The organism is Aquabacterium sp. A7-Y (assembly GCF_026153205.1).
GTDB lineage: Bacteria > Pseudomonadota > Gammaproteobacteria > Burkholderiales > Burkholderiaceae_C > Caldimonas.
The window spans coordinates 169,297-189,609 of the sequence record NZ_JAPFBW010000008.1 but is presented as its reverse complement, the minus strand read 5'-3'; the positions used below and the strand labels follow the sequence as shown (position 1 = coordinate 189,609).

Sequence of the window (20,313 nt, the reverse complement as noted above, 5' to 3'; positions counted from 1 at the left end):
TCCAGAGGCTGTGGACTGCTCAGGAGCTTATGGAGCGAGGGCACCGCGATGAAGTTGATCCTCCTTATGTCTGGCATTGCGGAATGCGATCGCTTCTGCTTGAACCTTGTCGGCGCTGATGTGACGTGACGCGGTGGCGTCCGCTGCGCACCCGAAGACGTTGGCGCGCCGGTCCCGCCTGTCCTCCTGTCCGGGTCAGCTGGGCGAAGGCCTGTTACGAGAGGACCTGCGGCTGCGCCACAATTTGTTCATGCACGTCGCCGGCCGGCGGGTCGCATTGCTGCGGCTCGACTTCAGCGCCTTCGTGCCTGGCCTGGCAGCTGCTCTTGAAGGGAATGCGTACGTTCAGGGAAGGCCTGCTGGCTGCCTCCGGGGACTGCAGGCCAGGGAAGGAACAGACGATGCGACGTTTCATCACTTCCGGTCCGGGGCTGCCGTCCTGGTCGTCCCCCATCAGCCATGCGGTGGTCGTCAACGACACCTGCTATCTGAGCGGCCAGCTCTCGCTCGATGCCGAGGGGCGTTATGTGCCCGGCACGCCGGCCCAGGAGGCCCAACTGGCCTTCCGCAACCTGTTCAGCGCGCTGGCTGCCGCCGGCTTCGAGCCAGCCGACCTGGTGTTCATCGATATCGCCTTCGTGGACCTGCGGGGCGTGCCCGAGGTCAACGGCGTCTATGAGTCGCTGTTCCCGCCGGGGCAGCGGCCGGCCCGCACCATCTACCAGGCCGCGGCGCTGCCCTTCGGCGGCAAGGTGAAGGTGACGGCGGTGGCGGTCCGCGACCGCGCCGCACCCCTGGCCGGCTGAGAGCTTGTCAGTTCGGAATGGACCTGTGCCGCCTCGGGCGCGTGCGCGCAGTGGCGCATCGCCTCCTCCACGCTGCGGTGGCGAGCCGGGCCCCTTCCTCGGCACGCCAGCGGCCGGCTTTCGGGTTGGCGCACTCGTCGCGCGTCTGCAGCGCCTGTGCGGCCGCAGCGCCGAGCAAGACCAGCGCGATGATCAGAGCGCAACGCGCCCACAGCGCCAGGCGCGGGCGCCGTGCCCGGGGCGCCGGGGCCGTGTGGCTGGCCGGCAGCCTCATGGGCCTTCCAGTCCGAGCAGGTGCTGCGCGTCGTGGCACATCGGCCCCTCGCACCGATGCGCTGAGATTCCCTGCAGCGGCGCGATGGGGCCGAGGAAGATCTGCATCACGGCTCCTCGCTCACCAAACCGCGGGCCTCAGGCGGCCCCGCCCGACGCCTCCAACAGGGCCATCAGTGAAATTAACGAAACCGAATCGAACATCAAATCCCCCATCAGGGTGGTTTTGCGCGTGAGGGTCCTGGGTTCAATATTCAACGCGACGCTTTGAGAAATCAGAGCAAGCCGCTCATCCCAGGGGTTGGCCCTGGTGTTTCACGGTGAATGGCTCCGATGCGCGGCCGGTGCTTCGGGCCGTGACCCGCACGCCGTGTGGCGGGCGCAGGCTGCGGGCGCATTTCCTTGCCGAAATGAATCGACGGCATGCCTGTCGAGCAGCAAACCTCGGAGCGGTGAAGAGTTATACCGAGTGCAACGGCAGGCGCTGAACTGCCCGCAAGAACAGGCGAAACGCGCGGTCCAGAAGGACAGGTTGATCACCGCGGCGCGCTACGTACAGTGATCCACGCGACGCAGATCCATACCTCCGCCGGCCTCGGCGGCGTTTTTCTCCTCGGCCGGCCCACCAGCATTGCACGTTGGCGGCGCGCGCCGGGTCGGCGGCTTTTTGAGTCGCCCCCTTATCCGTGCTCGCGGCGATGACGAATGGAGATTCAAATGACAAGCCTCGTCGAGGCCGTCACGATGGACTGCGATGCGTTTCCAGGCAAATTGCGGGAGGTATTGCCGGAGCGGCCCTCCTGGTGTATCCGCGGCCCGCTGGCGGTTCACAAGCGTCGGCTGCTTTTCGAAAACCAGGAGCCATGTCAAGTTGATGAAAGATTTCATTCGCCGTCCGGATATTTGCGATGCAAAGCGCGATGTCTCCATGCCCTCGCCTGAAACTCGCGAGCTGGCGCTCTGCCGGCGGCGGCCCTTGCCTTCGTCAGCGCAGCTGCTCCGAAAACTGCTGCGCTGAAGCCCCGGCCTCCAGGGACCGAAGATGAACGACCCCCTCTTTTCCGTGCTCACGCCCGTCAGGCAGGCCCTGCTCAAGATCGCGGCCTTGCGCGATGAACTGCAGGGGCTGCGCGCCTCGCTGACCCAACCCATCGCCATCGTCGGCATCGGCTTCGACGCCGTGGAGCGTTTCAACCCCGGGTTTTTCGGCATCCCGGCCCGCGAGGCGCGCCCCATCGACCCGCCGCACCGCCAACTGCTCGACTGCAGCCGGCGCGCCGTCGAGGACGCGCAGTTCAGCCGTGATGCCTTGCAAGCCAGTCGCACCAGGGTGTTCGTCGGTTTCTGCCTCGACGACGGTGCCCGCATCGGCGAAGCGCTGCCGCTCGAGCCGCTCCGCCATGCGCAGACCTCGCTGCGCACCGCACGCGCGATCGCAGCCGGTCGCATCGCCTACCTCTTCCGCCTGCACCGGCCGACCCTGCCGCTCGACACCGCGGGCGCCTCCTCGCTGGCCGCCACCCACCTGGCTTGCCAGAGCCTGCGCAGCGGCGAGTGCGACCTGGCGCTGGCCGGCGCCGTCCATCTCATCCTTTCGCCCGAGATGACCCTGGGCCTGTGCGAGCAGGAGGCCTTGTCGCACGAGGGCCGCTGCAAGAGCGTCGATGCCGGGCCCGACGGCTCTGTGCGCAGCGCAGGCTGCGGCATGCTGGCCTTGATGCGGCTGAGCGACGCGCGCACCCAGCGACGGCCCATCCGCGCGCTGATCCGCGGCTCCGCGGTCCAGCACGAAGAGCGCCGCCAGGGCCTCACCACCCCCAGCGGGCGGGCCCAGCGCGAGGTGATCCGCGAGGCCCTGGCAGGGGCCGGCGTGAACGCCGCCGAGGTTGACTACGTCGAGGCCCAGGGCACCGGCACCTTGCTGGGCGACCCCATCGAGCTGCGTGCGCTGCACGAGGTGTACGTCAAGGACACGGGGCGCCATCAGCCGCTGCACATCGGCAGCCTCAAGACCGCCATCGGCCCCCTCGAAGGCTCGGCCTCGGGCTGCTCGCTGATCAAGGTGGTGGGCGCGCTGCAGCACGGCGAGCTGCCAGCCCATCTGCACTTCCATGCGTCGACGCCGTCGGTGGACTGGCGGACCCTCAGCCTCAAGGTGGTGGACCAGCACATGCCCTGGCCCTCGGGCCGGCCCGGGCGGCGGGTTGCCGCGATCTCCTCGTTCGGCCTGGATGGCACCAACGCGCACGCGGTGCTCGAAGCCTGGACCGGGGAGGAGGAAACCGCCGCGGTGGTACCGCCCCTCGAGGGCCTGGGTTTCGGCGCCGAAGAGGAGGTGTCGGCGGCGCCGGAGATCCTCCCGGTCTCGGCCCGCATGCCGGGCGGCCAGGCGGCGCGGGTGCACTAGTTCAGCCGTACTGCCGGTCGTAATAGGCGAAGTAGGGTTCGGACAGGTAGGGGTCGTTGCCGACGCCGTCGATGCCCTGGTCGCCGAGCAGCCGGTTGCCCACGAAGTCGTAGCGGGGCTGGTGGGTGTTCGGGTCTTCGAAGCCGTTGCGGTAGGCGCCGAAGAGGATCGCCATGTCGCGCGGGGTGTCCACGGTGCCGCCGGCAGCCAGCTTGCGGTGCTGCAGTTCGGCCAGCACGATGGCGGCAGCCTCGATCGAGTTGTGGCCCAGGTTCTCGGCGTCGGTGCCGAACTGCCGCGCCTGCTCGGCGCCTGGCACACCGTGCTCGGCGAGGTACTTGGCCGAGCGCTTCACGGTGTCGGCATGCACTTCGGCGATGCCGGGGCCGCCGGGGTCCAGCTTGTAGGCCGGGCCATGGAGTTCGCCGAGCGTGTTGACGGCCGCATCCCAGGGGTTGTGGTCGAAGTCGACCTCGGACGCCACCACGCCGGCCAGCAGGGCCGGGTCGATGCCGTAGCGCGCCGCCATCTCCTCGATCGTCTCGCGGTTCGCCTCGACAACGTCAAGCGCCGTCACATGGCCGTTGACCGGCATGTCCTTTTCGATCAGCGTCTTCAGCGAGGTGTTGGCGGCGACGCCTCGCTTGCGTTCGTCCAGGTCCCACGCGAGCAGCAGGTCCTCGACGCTGTCGCGGCCGATGAAACCGTCGGCGCCGTCGCCGGCGCCGTGCGCCGAATGGTCGTGCGGCACGTCCGCGCGGTAGAACGCGTCGGGGTGGTCCAGCAGGTACTGCGCCGCCGCCTTCTGCTCGGCGCTGTACTGGCTGCCCTGCACCACGGCCCTCAGGTCGTTGCGGCTGACGACGCCGTCGGCCTGGCCAGGGTCCTGCTGTCGGGCGGTGTCGAACAGCGCGAAGTCGTCGCGCAGGGTGCGCAGGGCGCGGGCTTCCTCTTCGCTGATGGGGTCGGTATGGCTGCCCGGGGTCGGATAGGGGGTCACCGGCGCCTGCGGTGCCGCGTTGGCACCGGGCTGCGGGCCGGGCTCCGTGCCGGGCACCGTGGGCTGCTGCCCTGGCGACGGTTCGGGATGCGGCTCGTACTGCACGGGTTGGTAGGCGGGGTAGCTGGGCCCGGTCACGGGTGTCAGCATGGTGGCTCCTTGGAAACGAAGGGTGGGGCAGGCGGGACGGGCCTCAGGGGTACACCGCGACCTCCCCTGGGCGCGAGCTCGTAGACCGCCACCATAAGGAGCTGGGCCCGTGGGAAATACCAGGTGGGCTGCAAGCACTGTGTCAAGGAGTGAGTGTCGCTTCGCCCCTGACCTGCCTTGCCCGCCAGGCGGTTCGGCATGCGCCGCCGTGCCGGGCGCGTGGCGATCTGTCGAGAAGGGCTGGAGCAAGTCGGCCCGTGAGGCGTCGGACCTTGAGGTGAGGTGAGGTGAGACCGGGCCGTCCCGCGACGCCCCGGCCTTGGTCTTTTTCACTCCATCAATGCACCGACAGCTCGGTGATGTCGATCGAGCGGTTCTGCGTGTTGCCCAGGCCGGTGATGCGCACGTGCCGGGCCGTTGTGTCCGGGATGTCGTAGTACTCCTTCTCCAGGGTCTGGCCGCTGGAGACGCCACGGAAGTGGGTGGTCCAGGTCTCGCCGTCCACCGAGGTTGCGATCTCGAAGCGGGTCGCCCGCTCGTCACCCTTGTAGAAAGCCAGGCCGATCTTGCGCACGGTGCGCGCGCCGGTGAGCTCGACACTCAGCCACTGCCCGCCGCCCGAGGCGTTCCAGCGCGACGACGGCCGGCCGTCGACCGCAAAAGCCGCCAGGCGTCCGCCGTCCTCGCTGCTCGCGCTCGCGATCAGGGGCCGCAGCGCGGGCCAGGCCGGGGCGAGGCGACGATAACGCAGCAAGGCCTCGACCAGGTAGTAGTCGCCCCAGGCCGAGCCGTGGTTGAAGTAGGGGGCGTTGCCGTGGTGGTTGAGGGTGCTGTGCAGCAGGATGGCCTGGCTGTTGGACGGCGAGCCGGCGCTGGCCCGGGTTGCCAGGTAGGGCGGCGACAGCAAGGCCTCCAGCAGTTTCAGCCCCGCCGCGCGCCAGACCCCGGCGCGGGCCGGCTCGGGGTCCAGCCAGGACAGCTCCAGCAGGCCGGAGGCGGCGATCGCGGCACTTGAACTGTCCTTGGGCGCGCGGGTCCCGGCCGGGTCGTCGAAGTCCCAGGCCGGCACGATGTCTGGCGGCAGGCGGCTCACATAACGATGGGCAACGCGGCGCGCGGTGTCGAGCAGGGTGTCGTCGCGCGTGTAGCGGTAGGCCGTCGTGAAGCCGTGCAGCGCCCAGGCCTGGCCGCGCGTCCAGGTCGAGGTGTCGCTGTAGCCGCGCACGGTGCCCCGGGTCTTCAGCGCCCCGGTCGCGGGGTTGTACTCGGCCAGGTGAAAGGTGCTGCCGTCGGGGCGCACCAGGTGCTCGCGCGTCTTCTGCGCGTGCTGCCGTGCGTAGCCGTTCAGGCTCGCGTCGCCTCCGTGGCGCGCGGCCCAAAAGGGCAGTTCCAGGTTGCCCATGTGCTCGATCACCACTTCGAAGCTGGCCGGGTCATCGATCACGCCCCAGGACCGGAAGGCGCCCACCTTGGGGTTGTAGCGCTGACCGGCCGACAGGGCCGCCTTCAGCGCCACGTCGCGGTAGCCCACCTTGCCGGTGAGCCGGTAGGCATGGCTGAAAGGCAGGCCGACCATGAATCCGAGGTCATGGGTCGAGGTGTTGGTGCTCTGCGCTTCCAGCGCGTCCTGCCAGGCCGCCGCCTCGCGGTCCCAGCCCTGCCCCGCGAACTGCTGGTGCAACAGCCACAGCTGGGCCGGGAAAAAGCCGCTGGTCCACTCCCACGATTCCTCGTAGAGCCAGGCTTGCGCGCTGTCGCTGGTGGTATGGCGGGGATAAAAGCTGCGGCTCGGACGTGAAGCGATCGCGCGCGCCTGCTGGGCAGCGATCGCCCAGCCATTGCGCACTTTCAGGTCCATCGCGTCTTCGGCACACGTGGCGCTCGCGGCGGCGGTGGTCAGCAGGGCGGCCCACAGCCGCTGCATAGGGATGCGCATAGGCGTCCTCCTCCTTGAGACAACAGGGCTGCCGGCGCCGCTTGGCCTGCGGCGCGGGCAAGGCAGGACGGCGCGGGCGGGTGCCTGGCCGCGGTGCTCGGGGGAGTCCACGGCAAGGCCGCCTCAAGGTAGCGTGCAGCCCGCGGCCGGGCAAGCACAAGGCCCTGGCAAGGTTGCCGGCTGCCTGGCCGGCGGCTCAGTCCGCGAGCTCGCGCAGGTCGGCCACCGGTGAGCGGCCGAAGTGCTCGCCCAGCAGGTGGGTCAGCAGCCGCTCGGCACAGGCCGACGGCGACAACAGTCCGCCCTCGCGCTTCAAGGCCTCGAACCTGCTGCGCATCGGAAAGTCCTCGATGCGGCTGGCGCGGATCTCGGCCTGCATGTCGGTGTCGACCACACCGGGGGCGAGGCTGCAGATGCGCAGGCCGGGTGTCGCGTCAAGCGCGGCGGCGCGCGCATGGTGGTCCAGTGCGGCCTTGGTGGCGCCGTAGAGAGACCAGCCGGGATAGGCATTGCGGCCGGCACCGCTGGAGATGTGAACGATGCGCAGGTCGAGCCCGGGCCGGCCGGTCGCCCATGCCGCCAGCGCCGCGGACAGCATCAGCGGCGCAGCGATGTTGAGGCTGACCGCGCGAGCGATCGCCGCCGGGTCCTGCGCGGGCAGGGGGCCGACCGGCTGCAGCGTGCCGGCGTTGTTGATCAGCAGCACGGTCTGCGCATCGGCGAGATAGGTCGGCAAGTCGCTGTTCACCAGCCAGGCCGCGAGGGCGGCGGGATCGGCGAGGTCCAGCTCGACCTGCCGGAGCGTTTCCGGAAAGCGCAAGGCCAGCGCCGCATCGCGTCCGCGGGCAAGGCCCAGCACGGCGATGCCGCGCTCCAGCAGGCGGCCGGCCAGGGCGGCCCCCAGGCCGCGCGACTGGCCGGTGAGAACGGCTTTGATGATCATGGCAACTCCTATCTTGCGGTCCGACGATACAAAAAACCGCGGCCGCCCGAAAGGGACGGTCGCGGTGTCGGGGCGGGAGCCCGCGCCGCAGCCCGGTGGCCGGGGCGGCCACCGGGCGCGTCAAGCGCTCAACGCAGCACCGGCAGGTGCTTCGGACGCATGTCAGCCGGCGGCTTGTAGCTGCTGGGCTTGACGCGCTGGGCGGTCAGCGTCTCGGCGCTCATCGCGTAGTTGAGCGTGGCGTAGGCGACGGCGTCGGCATTCAGGTCGAGGGCCGCGGTATCGATGTTGTCGATGTCGTCGCAGTCGGCGTGGTAGCACTTGTCGTAGGCCTCGCCGGCGGTGCCGCCCCACAACGCCACTTCGGCTTCGGTCTTCTTGTCCTCGGCACCGGTGAACAGCCCGCCCGCCGGGATGTCCGCCGCGATGAAGGGACCGTAGTCCGAGCGGCCGTCGAAGTCGGTGCCCTTGAAGGCCTTGCCTCGCGCGGTGTAGAAGGCCTCGAACAGCTCTTCGATCTTGTCCGAGCCCGCCGGGCCCGGGCCTTCGTCGTTCGGGTTGGTCGGGTCCTTGTCGGAGTCGTCACCGTCGTAGATGAAGTAGCCGGCGTTCGGCGAGCCGATCATGTCGAAGTTCAGGTACAGCGAGATCTTCGCGCGATCGGGCTCGGACAACTGCTCGACGTAGTGCGTCGAGCCCAGCAGGCCGGACTCTTCGCCCCCCCACAACGCAAACCGCAGCTTGTTGCGCGGCGTGACCTTGGCCATCTGCACTGCGGTCTCGAGGATGGCCGCAGAGCCGGTGCCGTTGTCGTTGATGCCGGCGCCGTCATGCACCGAGTCCAGGTGGGCGCCGACCATCACCACCTTCTCCGGGTCGCCGCCGCTGGATTCCGCGATCAGGTTGTAGGTGGTGCGGGTTTCACGCGTGGTCTGGGTGACGATCTTCAGGCTCAGGCCCGCGGTAGCGGCCAGGGTGTCGCCGATCTCCTGGCTGACAGCCACGACCGGGATGTCGGCCGTGAACGTATCGCCCAGGGTGCCGGCGAGGTCGCCTGCCTTGTCGTTGTAGATCACCACGCCGGCCGCGCCCGCGTTGGCCGCATTCGTTGCCTTGTCGCCGAAGGGGCAGGTGCCGCGCTTGATCAGCGCGATCCTGCCGGCCGGGAAGCCGTTGAAGTCGGTCGCGTTGCAGCCGAGGTTGGGCACCACTGTAACGGCAGCGGACACGTTGCCTGTCCCAGAATAAGACATGATCGAATGCGCGAGCACACCCGCCGTCGGGGCCACGCGCTCCAGCACGCTGGGGGCGGCGGGTTCGAAGAAGACGAAGTTGAAGGCCTGCTTCGTCACGGTGTAGCCGGCGTCGGTGAAGATCTTCTGGGCATAGTCGATCGAAGCGTCGAAGCCGGGTTCGCCGGAGGCGCGGTTGCCATGGGTGTCGGCGATCTTCTGGAACTCCACCAGGTGCTTGCGCACCCCGTCCAGCGTCACACACTCGAGCAGTTCTTCCTGGGTGTCATTGACGCGTTCGGCACACGACTCGTCATCATCGTCACCACCGCCGCAGCCGGCCAGGGTCAGTACAAGGGCCGAAACAGAAGCGGCCACCCAGGTCTTCAACAGCCGGGGCGGGTAAGCATGGTTCTGCAGCAATCTCGTCTCCATCGGGTATCGGTACTGAAGCCGTCTCCGACCTTGTGGGTCGAAAGACGGGGCTGGGAAAAGGCAGTACCGCCCGTAGGGCCCGCGAATTTGTCGAACCGTAACTACCGCTCGACGAGGTGGACGCGGCCGGGCGGCTGCCTCGAACCGTGACGCGGCCTGGCCTTGTTCGAGGATGGGGCACACGTCGACGGGCGCGGTGCTGCAAGCAATCGATGGGCCAGGGGTCTTTCCCTTCGGAACAGCATTTGCTGCGGCTGCCTGTGTTCCAGGAGACCGATCCATGTGCTTGTTGATGTCCCGCTTTGCGCTCGTACCTTGGGTGGTCACGCTGGTGCTCGGCCCCGCGGCTGCGGGCTGTAGCTCCACGTCGCGTGGAGGTGTGGTGTTGATCGACCAGCGCCTGGCGGCAGCCGGCGGCTTGCCGGGCGGGCCGAACGGCTGCCGCGATACGCCGGGCTTCCCGGTGACGATCTGCTGGCCGGGCAGCTACCGCCTGGTGGAGAACCTCATCGTGCCGCCCGACACCGATGCGATCGAGGTGCTGGCCGACGACGTCACGCTGAACCTCGACGGGCTCATCATCTCGGGGCCCAACCTGTGCGAGCCCGAAGGCAACACGCTCGTCTGTACGCACCGCTCCGGCACGGGCATCACCACCGGCCTGGTGCGCGGGCTCGCGGTGCGCAACGGCTCGATCCACGGCATGGGGGGCGAAGGCATCAACTGCAAGGGATGCACGATCGACGGCGTGCGCGCGCGCCACAACCGTGCCGGCCTTGTGGTCACCAGCGGGACGGTGAGGGACAGCATGGCGAGCTCCAACCTCATCGGCGTGGGCCTCAACCGTTCCTCGCTGGTGCACTCCACGGTGCAGACCAACCACACCGGCATCACGGCCGCCAACGGCGGCGTGGTGATCGGCAACGTCATCACGACCAATACCGAGGTGGGCCTGCGTATCGTGGGCGACGGCGGCTACGCGCAGAACTCCTTCCGCTCCAATGGCGCGGCCGATGTGAACGGCGGCGTCAACATGGGCGGCAACGTCTGCGGCGGTGAGTTGTGTCCGGCCGAGCCGGACCCGCGATGACGACCGTGGGCGGCGGTCTCAGTCGGCCGGGCAGACCTCGATCAGCCCGGCCTCCAGCAAGGCCTCGACATGAGGCTGCATGTCCTGGCCGCCGAAGCCGAGGGCCAGCAGCACGTGCAGCGGGGTGTGGCCGTTGATGACGGCCAGGAAGCGTCGCGCCTGCGGCGCCAGCGGCAGGGTCTCCACCAGGACCTCGCGCTGGCCGGCGGGGGTGCGGCGGAAAACGGCTTGTTCGGCGAACAGGGCGGACAGTGCAATCGCGTCGGCGTGCATGGGTGCGTGAATTTGTTCACAGGTTGCAGGACCCGCTAGGTTAACAAATTCTTTCTGTCGTAAAAAAGGCCGCCCGGCTGGAGGGCGGACAGGGCCAGCCCGAGGGGTGTGCTTCAGGGGGCGCATGAGGGGTCCTGTGATCCGGGTGCTGAGGTGTCGCAGATTGCCGGGCGTGTGCGTCAACCGGATGACGGAAACGCGCGTCCTTGCGGTCCCGGTGCGTCGCACCGACGCCGTCCGACCGATAATGGACGCTGTCCACATGGAGGGCCGATGACAGCAGCGAAACCTGCCGTGCCGCAGCGCACGACTTACCGCCATGGCGACCTGCGGCGCGCGCTGACCGAGGCCGGCGTGGAGCTGGCCCGCCAGGGTGGGCCGGAGGCGGTGGTGCTGCGCGAGGCCACGCGTCGCGCCGGGGTGGTGCCGAACGCCGCCTACCGACACTTCGCGAACCGCGACGAGCTGCTGCAGGCGGTGCGCGCGGCCTCGCTCGCGGCGCTGGCGCGCGCGATGGAAGCCGAGCTGGCCGCGCTGCCCGCAGCGGGCTCGGCGAAGAGCCGGGCGCATGCGCAGCTGCGCGCCGTGGGCGCGGCCTACCTGCGTTTCGCGCGTGCCGAGCCGGGGCTGTTCCGAACCGCTTTTTCGGTGTCCGACGAGACGCCGGGCGCCGCGCATCCGGCCAAGGCCGGTGCCGGCGGCCTCAATCCCTTCCAGCTGCTTGGCGCCGCGCTCGACGCGCTGGTCGAGGCCGGAGCGCTACCGGCCGAGCGGCGACCCGGCGCCGAGTACCTGGCCTGGTCGGCGGTGCACGGGTTGTCGCTGCTGGTCATCGACGGGCCCCTGGGCCGGCTCGACGAGGCGCAGGTGGAAGCGACGACGGCGCGCCTGCTCGACATGGTGGAGAAGGGGCTGTAATTCGGCCCCGCCGCAGGACCCCCGCAGCGCGGACGGCCTCGCGATCGTGGCACAGTACGCCGGGTGAACATCACCCTCACCCTCGGCAGCCTGGGTGGCCTGCGCCTCGGCGCGGCCGACAACCTGCAGCCCAACGGCCTGGAGGTCTCCGGGCTGTCGCTGGAGCCCGCTGCCGACGGTCGGCTGCAGCTCCGGCTGGAGCGCCTGGCGGTGCGCAACCTGCGACTGAAGGCCGGGCCCTGGTGCCTGGACTTCTCGCAGGCCACGCTCACCGGTGTCGCGGCCACCGTCTCGCTTCCCGGCGAGGGCCGGGCCCTGGAACTGCTCGGGCTGGCCGTCGACGAGGTGCAGCTGCTGGGCGTCAGGACCGCACGGGCCGATGTGCTGCCGGGCGAGGCGGCTGCGCCGGGGCCCTGGCGCCTGGAGGCGCTGAGCGGGACCGAAGGCTCGCTACGCGCTTTCATCACCGACGCGGCGTGGATCGTCGATGCCGACGTCCAGGTGCCGGTGCGGCAGGGGCGCTTGGACTTCAACCGCGTCGTCGTCGAGCACATCGGCCCCAACTCGTCGATGGGCATCAGCCGGGGCGGCCTGTATGTCGACGCGCCCAACATGGGCCGCAACTACCTGTTCCTCTTCACCGCCGCCAATGTGCCGGGCGCCGCCTGGGAGCAGCGCGGCGGCCTGCGGGGACTGCGTGTCACCGATCGCGGCAGCCTGGACCTGCGCGCCTTCGCCGAGGGCGTGCTGGCCGGCAGCAACCAACAACAGCCGCTCGGCAAGCCCGCCGGCCGCCATGTCGAGGACACGCTCGACCGCACCCGGCTCAGCGGCGAGCTGCAGCTGGGGGACGGCGTGCTGGGGCTGGGGCCGCAGCAGCTGCGGCTGGACGGTCAGGCCGCCGGTCGCAACCGCGTCAAGCTGTCGGCCGCGGTGCTGAGCCACCAGCTGGTGCTGCGCATCGCCGAATTCTCGGCCCGCGAGACCGCCTTCGAGCTGTTCGGCCAGTCCGGCGGCAGCGCCGCGGTGGAGGCGGACCTGACGCTGCACGCCAACGGACTGGGCCAGACCCCGAAAGAAAAGGGCCCGGCGCCGGCGCTCGCCGTCAGCATCGGCGCGATGCGGCTGAAGCAGCTGCGCTGGGGCCACCCGATGCCGCAGGCGCCCGCCGGGCCGGGGTCCGGCTCCGGGCGCTGAGCCCCGGCGGCCGGCTCAAGCCCGCGCGCCGGCGTCCGGCAGGGCGGCCGGCGCCGGCAGCGGAAACAGGCTGGCAAAACGCCGTGCCGCCGCCTTGTCGCCCTCCACCCTGACTTCCCCGAGGCGCAGCGCCTCGGGGAGCTTGCGGCCGCCATAAACCACCGCCGCGAGGCGGTTCGGGTCGGCCTCGAACACCGCGTCGGCGCGGGCCGGGCTGCCGCGGCCCAGTGCCATCCTGCCCTCCTCGACCAGCACATGGAAGCGGTCCTCGCCCAGCCGCAGCTCGTAGCTCGCCTTCAGCCCGGCTGCCGCCTTCGCGTCGAACATCGCGCGAAAGGAGAGCACCAGCGCGTCGATGCTCAGCGGCGCGCCTTGCGGCAGCGCCGGCGAGCGCGCCCCCCAGCGGCCCAGGTCGATCAGGATGGGGCCGAGGCCTTGGCCCCAGTCGCTCAGCTCATACACCCAGGCGGCGGCCGGCGGCGGCAGCTTGCGGCGGCGCAGCACGCCGGCCTGTTCCAGCTCGTTCAGGCGCTGCGTCAGCACGTTGGGGCTGATGCCGGGCAGGCCGGCGCGCAGATCGGTGAAACGCTTCGGGCCGAGCACCAGCTCGCGCACCACCAGCAGCGCCCAGCGCTCGCCCACCAGGTCCAGCGCGTGGGCAGCAGCGCAGCCGTCGGCATAACTGCGTTTCGTGGAACTGTGGGGTCCGGTACTGCTTCGTGGGGCCATGGCCGCAGTTTACCCTGTCGGTTCCACGCTTGTTCTTCTTGGTTGTACTTTAGGACTAGATGGTGTTCGTCTGAAACTTCCAATTGCCCCAAGGAGACACCCATGGCCCAACTCGATCCCTATCTGATGTTCGACGGCAGCTGTGCCGACGCGATGCGTTTTTACGAACGCACGCTGGGTGGCACGCTGGACGCCATGGTGACCTTCGGCTCGGCGCCCCCTTGCGGCGACGGCCAGCTGCCGGCCGGCCTCGAGCACCGCATCATGCACGCACACATGCTGCTGCAGGGGCGCTCACTGATGGCCTCCGATTCGATGCCGGGGCGGCCTTACGAGGGCATGAAAGGCTTCGCGCTGGCCTTGAGCTATCCTGAGGTCGACGAGGCGCGCCGCATCTTCGATGCCCTCGCCGAAGGGGGCCAGGTGACGATGCCGATGCAGAAGACCTTCTGGGCCGAGGCCTTCGGCATGCTGACCGATCGCTTTGGCACGCCATGGATGGTCAACGGGGGCTTGACCCCGACCTGAGCCCGCCGCGCACCGGCGCGCTCAGGACGCGACGCCGGCGAACTTCAGGAAGTCGCCCATGCGGAAGCCCGGGCCGGTCATTGGCCGCCAGTGTTTGTTGTTGCCGTGCAGCAGGCCGGTCTTGTCCTTCCTGAGCAGGCCGGCGACCACGTCGGCGACGATGGCGCCGCCCACAGGGCCCAGCTGGGCGCCGTTCTCCAGCACCTGCGCTTCGGCCAGCACGTAGTACCACAACGGCGCCTGTCCGCCCAGCCGGGGGTCGGTGAGGCCGATACGGGCGTTGTCCAGGGGCGTGATGCCGAGCTCGGTCGCCACGGCCTGCCCGCTGGGCAGGCCGTAGCTCTTGCCGCGGATCAGGTTGCGCTGGGCCAGCACCACCGGGCCGCCGGCCGGAATCGCGATGGGTGGCAGGACGAACATGCCCGAGGACAGCAAGGTGTCGATCTTGCGCGAGACATTGACCGGCGGCTGGGGCAGGCTGGTGCCCGGGATCTGGAAGAAGTTGGACCACTGGATCCGCTTGGCCGCGGGGATGGGCCGGCCGCCGCGCAGGTCGTCGCCGTCGGGATTGAAGACCTGCACCCGCACGCCCTGGTCAGCGCCGAGCACATAGGCACGCCGCACCATGGAGTGGCCGAAGCGGTAGGCCGCGACACCGAACTCGACCGGCATCACCTTGCGGTGCGGGTTTCGCACATCGTAGATGCCCAGCTCGCCGCGCAGCGCGGCGTCCACCCTGGACCGGCCCGCGACCCGCGGCAGGAAGTCGTGCACGACCACCCACTGGTAGTGCAGGATGGTCTCGGCGCGCGCCTGCTCGAAGTTCTTGCCGCTGTCGATGAGCGCGTTGTGGAAGCGCGCGATCGCGACGTGGATCTGCGCGACGATCATGTTCTCGTCGTTGCGGGGCTCGAACAGCACCGCCGTGCCGTCGGCGCGTCGCTGCAGGTCGCGGCCGCCGCTGCTCAGCAGGATGCGCCCGCGGGAGTCGTAGAGTTCCGGGTTGAAGCGCGGGCCTCCACCGTAGACGGAGTCGAGGTTGAGGTTGGGTTCGCGGCTGTTCTCGAGTTCGCTCAGCGGGACCGGCGCGTCCTGCAGCGGCTTGCGGTCCAGCGTCATGTCGTGGTCGAGGAACTGGCCGAAGAAGGTGAAGCCGGCCGGCTCGCGGCGCGGGTTGTCGTTGGCCGGGGCGTTGTCGTCGAGCATGGGGCCGGCCGGCGAGCCCAGGTCGTTCAGCGCGGCGCTGGGCGGGGCATAGGGTGGCAGGTTGAAGAGGTGCCCGAAGGTTCCGGGCCGCGGCCGTGCGGCATGGGGAGACGCGGTCGGCAGCTCGGTCGCTCGGTCGCCACGGTGCTTGGCCGCCTGTTCCGAGGAGCCGGCTCCGCCGGAGCCGCCTCCGCAGGCGGCGAGCAGCGCGGTGGCGAGGCTGCAGAGCCAGGCAGCGGGCAGGGACAGTGAACGCGGGGTGGGTTGGGCCATGGTCTCCTCCTGGTGGTATCCATCGTGGGGTGGGATCCCACTGGTATTGGCCAAGCGAGGAGGGCGCGCAAGCTGTGCATCTCGTCAGGGCTGTGCGTTTTATCAGGTGTGTATGGCTACAGGAAGGCGTGGCAAACGGCAGCGGTCGTCCGGTCTGTATCCCCTCAAGCCCTGATCGCTGGCGCGCCGGGATCGCGGTATGGTGAGGCCCTGCTGTCAGCACCACGGAGTCAGGATTTGAAGTACCAAGTGATCAAGCACGGCCCGCGGCTGGAGGCCATCGGGGCCCACAGCGGTTATCGCATCCGGATGTCGACCCTGCCCGCGCCGGGGCTCGACAGCTACCCCGTCACCGTGCACGTGCGCGGTTCCGAGAGCGAGGACGAGGTGCTGGTGGAGGTGCCGAAGCGGATCTTGCGCGACACCACCGAGGCCTTCGACTTCGGTTACCAGTGCGCGACGCTCTGGATCGACGCGCTCGACCACCGCAAGAGCTGAGCCGCCCCGGCAACACCGCGCAGTTTCAGCGCCGCGCCGGCCGCTGCAGACTGCCGGGGGACACGCCGATGCAGCGCTTGAAGGCGCGGCTGAAGGCCGCCTCCGACTGGTAGCCCAGGCGCAGTGCGAGCGCGCCGATGCTGTCGTCGTGCTCCTGCAGATGCGACAGCGCCAGGTGCATCCTCCAGCGCGCCACGTACTGCATCGCCGGTACGCCGACCAGGGCGGTGAAGCGCGCCGCGAAGGCCGAGCGCGACATCGCCGCCTCGGCCGCGAGCGTCTCCAGGTTCCACGGCCGCGCGGGGTCACGGTGGACCTGGGCCAGCGCGCGGCCGATCTGGCGGTCGCGCAAGGCGCCCAGCCAGCCGCCGCGGGCGGCCTGGTCCTGCTCGATCCAGCTGCGCAGGGCCTGGATCACCAGCACATCGGCCAGCCGGGTCAGCACGGCCTCGCCGCCCGGGCGCATCTGGCGCGCCTCGGCGGCCATGAAATGCAGGGTGCCGTGCATCCACTCGGGGTAGGCCGAGTCGGTGGCGCGGATGCACAGCAGCGGCGGCAGCATCGTGACCAGCAGCCGGGCGGCGGGGTGGTCGAAACGCACCGCACCGCAGACCATGGACGTCGGCGTGCCGCCGCCGCCGTGCCGCAGCACCTCGTAGCGTTCGCTGAGGGACTCGCGCGGCAGGTCGAACAAGGCGGCGGGCTCCGCCTCGCGCTCTTGCCGGGTCGGCGCGTCTTGCCCGTCCGTCGCCAAGACGACGCTCCTCAGCCGGTGACCCCTGCCATGGGGCACCAGGGCCAGGTCCCCCGGCTCCAGCAGCCGTGGCGCCTCGTCGCCCACCTCCAGCCGGCAGCGCCCGGCCGTGGCGACATGGAACATCAGGCAGTCCTGCATCGGCGGCAACGCCAGGGCCCAGGGTGCGCTGAACTCCGAGCGGCAGTAGAAGACGCCGCTCATGCGCAGCAGGTGCAGCGCTTCGCCGAGCGGATCGACGCCGTCGGCCCATTCTCTGTTCGTGTCTTGCATGCGGCGACTATGCGCCGGCCGGTGTGGCTTCGTCCAGCGAGCCAGGACGAACGAGCAAGAAGCAGCGACTCCTGGTCATGGTCAGTACGGCCACAGCCCGGGACACTGGATGAACCGGTGTCGAGCGGCACCGGGCCAAGCCACAAGGATCCACATGATGAACTCGTCGTTCTGGGCGCGACCGGCGGATCGGGCCGCGCCGCGATCACCGCCCTCCTGGCCGCCGGCCACCGGGTCACGGCCTTCTCCCGCAGTGCCGGGCAGCTGCGCGGCATGGGCGAGGGGCTGCGGCCGTGGTGCGGCGATGCGGCGCGGCCGGACGACGTGGAGCAGGCCGTGCGCGGGCAGGACGCCGTGATCGTGACCCTGGGCATCAGCGAAAGCGCCCTGCATGTGCGGCTCGCCGGCAGCCGCCACACGCCGCTGGATGTGCGCTCGCGCGGCACCCGCCATGTCATCGCCGCGATGCGCCGGCAGGGCGTGTCCCGACTGGTGGTGCAAACCAGCTTCGGTGTCGGCGCAACGCGCCACCGCCTGCCACTGGCTTACCGGCTGATGTTCGGCCTGCTGCTGAAGCCGCAGGTGGCCGACACCGAACTGCAGGAGCAGGCGGTGCGTGCCAGCGGCCTCGACTGGGTGATTGCCCAGCCGGTCAACCTGGTCGACAGCGCCGACCGCGGCGAGCTGCTCGCCTCCGCGGAGGGTGAGGTGCGCAGCATGAAGGTGGCGCGCCGGCAGGTTGGCCGTTTCCTGGCCGAGGCTGTCGAGGGACCGCAGTGGCTGGGCCGCTCGGTGGCCTTGTCGGCCGGATGAGGGCCGGGCGGAACGGTCAGGGCTCGCGGGTCACGAAGGTGTCGCACCGCTGCAGCGAGCCGTTTTCCATGCCGCGACGGAACCAGGCGACACGCTGTTCGCTGCTGCCATGGGTGAAGGACTCGGGCACCACGGTGCCCTGGGAGCGCCGCTGCAAGGTGTCGTCGCCGATCTGCGAGGCCGCGTTGAGGGCCTCCTCGACGTCGCCGGTTTCGAGCCAGCCGCGCGCCTGCTGCGAGTGATGGGCCCAGACGCCCGCGAAGCAGTCGGCCTGCAGTTCCAGCCGCACCGAGGCCGCGTTGGCCTCGGCCTCCGAGCCGGCGCGACGCATCTGGTCGACCCGCTCGGTCAGGCCCAGCAGGTGCTGCACATGGTGGCCGACCTCGTGCGCGATGACATAGGCCTGCGCGAAGTCGCCGGGCGCGCCGAGGCGCCGCTCCAGCGTGTCGAAAAAGCCGAGGTCGATGTAGACGTGCCGGTCCGCCGGGCAGTAGAAGGGCCCCATGGCGGACTGCCCGCGGCCGCAGGCAGTCGGGGTGGCGCCGCGGAACAGCGTGAGCCGGGCCGGCGTGTAGCTCATGCCGTGCTGCTGCAGCACGCCGGCCCAGACGTCCTCGGTGCTCGCCAACACGGTCGAGACGAAGGCCGCGGCGCGGTCATTGGCCGGCGGGGGCCCGGCAGGCGCGGCCTGTCCGCTCACCGGTGCGCCGTCGCCGCTCAGCATGCCGAGCAGGGTCAGCGGGTTCACGCCGAGCACCCAGCCGCCGATCAGTGCGATCACGACGCTGCCGATGCCGATCGATCGGCCCCCGAGGCCGAATCCGCCGCCGGCGCCGCGCCGGTCCTCGACGTTGCTGCTTTGCCGCTGGCCTTCCCACTTCATCGTGTGCTCCTGGGCTGGACCTTGTGCGGGCACGGCCTGTCCCTTCACAGCGTCCTGTTTGGTTCTGATGTGAAGCGTTTGGCAAGCACCGTTCCGCCGGCGTTACGAGGCGTTTGCGAGGCGGTGTTGCTGGACGTCACCGAGCCCTTGCAGCAGCGGCGCCAGCGCGTCGAGCAGGGGATCGGTCGCCGCGGCAAGGTCGCTGCCGGGCCAGTTGGCTTCGAACTCGGCGATCTCCAGCCCGATCAGCTCCTGCGCGGCGAGCACCTTGCTCGCCGCTGCCAGCTGTTCGAGCGAGAGCCCGCCGGGCACCTGATATTCGGTGGGGACGATGCCCGGCTCCAGCACGTCGCAGTCGAGGTGGACATACACGGGATGGGCCCCGACCGCGGCCCGCAGCCGCTCGACGAGGTCCTCGCCGGGCGGCACGAACTGCAGCGAGCCGGCATCGATCAAGGCCTGCTCGGCCGGATCGATGTCGCGCGCGCCGACCAGCACCACCTGCGACAGGCGCAGGCCGGCGCCGAGCCCGCTGTCCCAGAGGCCGGCCGCACCGGTGAGCACCAGGCCGCCGAGGTAGCCGCTGCTGCTGGTCTCCGGGGTGTTCGAGTCGGCATGGGCGTCGAACCACACGATGCGGGCGTCCGGCCAATGCCGGGCCACGGCCGGCAGGGTTGCAAGCGCGCAGGCGCAGCGGTTGAGCACCGTCAGCAGCCGGTGGCCGCGGGCCAGCGCGGTGTCGCAGTGGGTGGCAAGCTGGCGCAGCGACCCGTGGGCCGCGTCCAGCTCGGCGCGCCAGCCGAGGCCCAGCGGCTCCTGAGGCTCGCCGACGGTCCTTGTTTCGAGCCCCAGTCGCCGCGTCAGTGCTTCGCCCAGCCGGCGAGCGCCTGCCATGGCACGCGGGTTGCGGTCCCCGGCCCGGCCCTGGTGAACGGTCAGAGCCAGCGGTGCGGTATCGAAGGCAAGGTCGGGCATGTGAAAAGCAGGAGCAAGCAATGGGGGGCCGCCGGGCGGGTGCACGACTATGATGTCAGGCAACCCCAAGGCATGGAAAGACGCCGTGAAACATTCACTTTCTGTTGCGATGGTTCTGTTCACATCAACGCTGCCGGTGGCACCGGTCCAGGCCGGGCCGGCCGAGACTGCGAAGTCGGTGGCGGCCGGTGCCTCGGCGGTCGCGGCGAAGACCGAAGCGGCGGTGGTGCACGGCGCGAAAAAGACAGCGGCGGCCATCGAGCGTGGCGCCCAGAAGACCGGCGAGGCGGTGCAGCACACCGCGAAAAAGCTCGGTCTGCCGACCCAGCCGGCCTCGGCCTCGGCGGCGTCGCAGTAAGGCCGGCCGGAGGGCGACCGCCCTGGGGCGGTCGAGGTGCGGGGACAACCAACTGGGCGCGGCCGCGTCGCGCTCCACCAGGAGGCCCGATGGACACCGATCTCGACACCCGAAGTCGCGAGGAACTGATCGCCGAAGTCCAGCGCCTGCGAGACGGCATCCGCCGCCACCGGGACTGCAGCAGCCACGAGTTGTGCTGGCATCATCCCGAGCTGTGGGCGCTGTTGCCGGAAGCCTCGGACCCGCTGCCGGTGGTGCCCGACTGGCCGCAGTTCCTGAGCGGCTGCATCCGCTACCGCGAGTCGCTGGACCGGCAGTTGCCCGGTGCGCCGAGAAGCTCACGCCCCTACGAGGAATGAGCCG

Annotated in this window: 22 protein-coding genes; 11 read left to right on the top strand and 11 right to left on the bottom strand. The window is 70.1% G+C overall.

Features of this window, described 5'->3' with window-relative positions:
* Window positions 1-214 precede the first annotated feature (214 nt).
* Window positions 215-415 carry a hypothetical protein gene (locus OOT46_RS09525; protein ID WP_265403362.1) on the bottom strand — a complete coding sequence of 67 codons (201 nt, stop codon included), beginning with the start codon at window positions 413-415 and terminating at the stop codon, window positions 215-217.
* On the opposite strand from OOT46_RS09525, the gene OOT46_RS09520 reads away from it, so the two are divergent.
* From OOT46_RS09520 to OOT46_RS09510, 3 genes are all read left to right on the top strand, one after another.
* Window positions 402-806, top strand: a complete 405-nt coding sequence (locus OOT46_RS09520; RefSeq protein ID WP_265403361.1) for a RidA family protein — start codon at window positions 402-404, stop codon at window positions 804-806. The two genes, OOT46_RS09525 and OOT46_RS09520, sit on opposite strands and share 14 nt — an antisense overlap.
* A gap of 1,147 nt (window positions 807-1,953) precedes the next feature.
* Entirely contained in the window at window positions 1,954-2,097 is a 144-nt protein-coding gene (locus tag OOT46_RS09515; protein WP_265403360.1) for a hypothetical protein, read from the top strand.
* Between the two features lie 24 nt (window positions 2,098-2,121).
* Entirely contained in the window at window positions 2,122-3,486 is a 1,365-nt protein-coding gene (locus OOT46_RS09510) for a polyketide synthase (protein WP_265403359.1), read from the top strand.
* 1 nt (window position 3,487) lies between these two features.
* Here the strand turns inward: OOT46_RS09510 and OOT46_RS09505 are convergent, their stop codons facing one another.
* From OOT46_RS09505 to OOT46_RS09490, 4 genes are all read right to left on the bottom strand, one after another.
* Complete coding sequence (locus tag OOT46_RS09505) at window positions 3,488-4,636, bottom strand: hypothetical protein (RefSeq protein WP_265403358.1); 1,149 nt, start codon at window positions 4,634-4,636, stop codon at window positions 3,488-3,490.
* Window positions 4,637-4,973: 337 nt separating this feature from the next.
* A complete protein-coding gene (locus tag OOT46_RS09500) occupies window positions 4,974-6,572 on the bottom strand; it encodes a discoidin domain-containing protein (protein WP_265403357.1) in 1,599 nt (532 codons plus the stop codon).
* A gap of 196 nt (window positions 6,573-6,768) precedes the next feature.
* Entirely contained in the window at window positions 6,769-7,515 is a 747-nt protein-coding gene (locus tag OOT46_RS09495) for an SDR family oxidoreductase (protein ID WP_265403356.1), read from the bottom strand.
* 128 nt (window positions 7,516-7,643) lie between these two features.
* Window positions 7,644-9,182: a M28 family metallopeptidase gene (locus OOT46_RS09490; protein WP_265403355.1), complete on the bottom strand. Its 1,539-nt coding sequence runs from the start codon at window positions 9,180-9,182 to the stop codon at window positions 7,644-7,646.
* Window positions 9,183-9,462: 280 nt separating this feature from the next.
* Here OOT46_RS09490 and OOT46_RS09485 point away from each other — a divergent pair, with 280 nt between their 5' ends.
* On the top strand, window positions 9,463-10,272 hold the full coding sequence (locus tag OOT46_RS09485; protein ID WP_265403354.1) for a hypothetical protein: 810 nt from the start codon (window positions 9,463-9,465) through the stop codon (window positions 10,270-10,272).
* A gap of 18 nt (window positions 10,273-10,290) precedes the next feature.
* Here OOT46_RS09485 and OOT46_RS09480 read toward each other — a convergent pair whose 3' ends face one another.
* On the bottom strand, window positions 10,291-10,545 hold the full coding sequence (locus OOT46_RS09480) for a hypothetical protein (RefSeq protein ID WP_265403353.1): 255 nt from the start codon (window positions 10,543-10,545) through the stop codon (window positions 10,291-10,293).
* Window positions 10,546-10,818: 273 nt separating this feature from the next.
* Here OOT46_RS09480 and OOT46_RS09475 point away from each other — a divergent pair, with 273 nt between their 5' ends.
* Window positions 10,819-11,463: a TetR/AcrR family transcriptional regulator gene (locus OOT46_RS09475; RefSeq protein WP_265403352.1), complete on the top strand. Its 645-nt coding sequence runs from the start codon at window positions 10,819-10,821 to the stop codon at window positions 11,461-11,463.
* 63 nt (window positions 11,464-11,526) lie between these two features.
* Window positions 11,527-12,660, top strand: coding sequence for a hypothetical protein (locus OOT46_RS09470; RefSeq protein WP_265403351.1), 1,134 nt, complete (start codon window positions 11,527-11,529; stop codon window positions 12,658-12,660).
* 15 nt (window positions 12,661-12,675) lie between these two features.
* On the opposite strand, the gene OOT46_RS09465 is transcribed toward OOT46_RS09470, so the two are convergent.
* Entirely contained in the window at window positions 12,676-13,389 is a 714-nt protein-coding gene (locus OOT46_RS09465; RefSeq protein WP_265403350.1) for a winged helix-turn-helix transcriptional regulator, read from the bottom strand.
* Window positions 13,390-13,491: 102 nt separating this feature from the next.
* Between OOT46_RS09465 and OOT46_RS09460 the strand changes: the two genes are divergently transcribed.
* Window positions 13,492-13,917, top strand: coding sequence for a VOC family protein (locus OOT46_RS09460; protein WP_265403349.1), 426 nt, complete (start codon window positions 13,492-13,494; stop codon window positions 13,915-13,917).
* Window positions 13,918-13,938: 21 nt separating this feature from the next.
* Here the strand turns inward: OOT46_RS09460 and OOT46_RS09455 are convergent, their stop codons facing one another.
* The gene (locus OOT46_RS09455; RefSeq protein WP_265403348.1) at window positions 13,939-15,396 is read right to left on the bottom strand and encodes a peroxidase family protein; all 1,458 of its coding nucleotides are present in this window, start codon (window positions 15,394-15,396) and stop codon (window positions 13,939-13,941) included.
* 237 nt (window positions 15,397-15,633) lie between these two features.
* On the opposite strand from OOT46_RS09455, the gene OOT46_RS09450 reads away from it, so the two are divergent.
* A complete protein-coding gene (locus OOT46_RS09450; protein ID WP_265403347.1) occupies window positions 15,634-15,894 on the top strand; it encodes a hypothetical protein in 261 nt (86 codons plus the stop codon).
* Between the two features lie 25 nt (window positions 15,895-15,919).
* On the opposite strand, the gene OOT46_RS09445 is transcribed toward OOT46_RS09450, so the two are convergent.
* Window positions 15,920-16,921, bottom strand: a complete 1,002-nt coding sequence (locus OOT46_RS09445) for an AraC family transcriptional regulator (protein WP_265403346.1) — start codon at window positions 16,919-16,921, stop codon at window positions 15,920-15,922.
* A gap of 117 nt (window positions 16,922-17,038) precedes the next feature.
* On the opposite strand from OOT46_RS09445, the gene OOT46_RS09440 reads away from it, so the two are divergent.
* Window positions 17,039-17,734 (top strand): NAD(P)-dependent oxidoreductase, encoded by a 696-nt coding sequence (locus tag OOT46_RS09440; protein ID WP_265403345.1) that lies wholly within the window; start codon window positions 17,039-17,041, stop codon window positions 17,732-17,734.
* 16 nt (window positions 17,735-17,750) lie between these two features.
* On the opposite strand, the gene OOT46_RS09435 is transcribed toward OOT46_RS09440, so the two are convergent.
* Together OOT46_RS09435 and OOT46_RS09430 are read right to left on the bottom strand one after the other, a co-directional pair.
* Window positions 17,751-18,617 (bottom strand): neutral zinc metallopeptidase, encoded by an 867-nt coding sequence (locus OOT46_RS09435; RefSeq protein WP_265403344.1) that lies wholly within the window; start codon window positions 18,615-18,617, stop codon window positions 17,751-17,753.
* A gap of 102 nt (window positions 18,618-18,719) precedes the next feature.
* Entirely contained in the window at window positions 18,720-19,592 is an 873-nt protein-coding gene (locus OOT46_RS09430; protein ID WP_265403343.1) for an arginase family protein, read from the bottom strand.
* Window positions 19,593-19,677: 85 nt separating this feature from the next.
* Between OOT46_RS09430 and OOT46_RS09425 the strand changes: the two genes are divergently transcribed.
* Entirely contained in the window at window positions 19,678-19,950 is a 273-nt protein-coding gene (locus tag OOT46_RS09425) for a hypothetical protein (protein WP_265403342.1), read from the top strand.
* Window positions 19,951-20,039: 89 nt separating this feature from the next.
* A complete protein-coding gene (locus tag OOT46_RS09420) occupies window positions 20,040-20,309 on the top strand; it encodes a hypothetical protein (RefSeq protein ID WP_265403341.1) in 270 nt (89 codons plus the stop codon).
* The last annotated feature ends 4 nt before the right edge of the window (window positions 20,310-20,313 follow it).

Bases quoted from the DNA above. Each gene is read 5' to 3' on its own strand.
- OOT46_RS09445 (WP_265403346.1), bottom strand. From the start codon at position 16,921: ATGCAAGACACGAACAGAGAATGGGCCGACGGCGTCGATCCGCTCGGC.
- OOT46_RS09480 (WP_265403353.1), bottom strand. From the start codon at position 10,545: ATGCACGCCGACGCGATTGCACTGTCCGCCCTGTTCGCCGAACAAGCC.
- OOT46_RS09460 (WP_265403349.1), top strand. From the start codon at position 13,492: ATGGCCCAACTCGATCCCTATCTGATGTTCGACGGCAGCTGTGCCGAC.
- OOT46_RS09515 (WP_265403360.1), top strand. From the start codon at position 1,954: ATGAAAGATTTCATTCGCCGTCCGGATATTTGCGATGCAAAGCGCGAT.
- OOT46_RS09465 (WP_265403350.1), bottom strand. From the start codon at position 13,389: ATGGCCCCACGAAGCAGTACCGGACCCCACAGTTCCACGAAACGCAGT.
- OOT46_RS09475 (WP_265403352.1), top strand. From the start codon at position 10,819: ATGACAGCAGCGAAACCTGCCGTGCCGCAGCGCACGACTTACCGCCAT.
- OOT46_RS09420 (WP_265403341.1), top strand. From the start codon at position 20,040: ATGGACACCGATCTCGACACCCGAAGTCGCGAGGAACTGATCGCCGAA.
- OOT46_RS09485 (WP_265403354.1), top strand. From the start codon at position 9,463: ATGTGCTTGTTGATGTCCCGCTTTGCGCTCGTACCTTGGGTGGTCACG.
- OOT46_RS09490 (WP_265403355.1), bottom strand. From the start codon at position 9,182: ATGGAGACGAGATTGCTGCAGAACCATGCTTACCCGCCCCGGCTGTTG.
- OOT46_RS09525 (WP_265403362.1), bottom strand. From the start codon at position 415: ATGAAACGTCGCATCGTCTGTTCCTTCCCTGGCCTGCAGTCCCCGGAG.
- OOT46_RS09455 (WP_265403348.1), bottom strand. From the start codon at position 15,396: ATGGCCCAACCCACCCCGCGTTCACTGTCCCTGCCCGCTGCCTGGCTC.
- OOT46_RS09520 (WP_265403361.1), top strand. From the start codon at position 402: ATGCGACGTTTCATCACTTCCGGTCCGGGGCTGCCGTCCTGGTCGTCC.
- OOT46_RS09435 (WP_265403344.1), bottom strand. From the start codon at position 18,617: ATGAAGTGGGAAGGCCAGCGGCAAAGCAGCAACGTCGAGGACCGGCGC.
- OOT46_RS09430 (WP_265403343.1), bottom strand. From the start codon at position 19,592: ATGCCCGACCTTGCCTTCGATACCGCACCGCTGGCTCTGACCGTTCAC.
- OOT46_RS09495 (WP_265403356.1), bottom strand. From the start codon at position 7,515: ATGATCATCAAAGCCGTTCTCACCGGCCAGTCGCGCGGCCTGGGGGCC.
- OOT46_RS09500 (WP_265403357.1), bottom strand. From the start codon at position 6,572: ATGCGCATCCCTATGCAGCGGCTGTGGGCCGCCCTGCTGACCACCGCC.
- OOT46_RS09510 (WP_265403359.1), top strand. From the start codon at position 2,122: ATGAACGACCCCCTCTTTTCCGTGCTCACGCCCGTCAGGCAGGCCCTG.
- OOT46_RS09505 (WP_265403358.1), bottom strand. From the start codon at position 4,636: ATGCTGACACCCGTGACCGGGCCCAGCTACCCCGCCTACCAACCCGTG.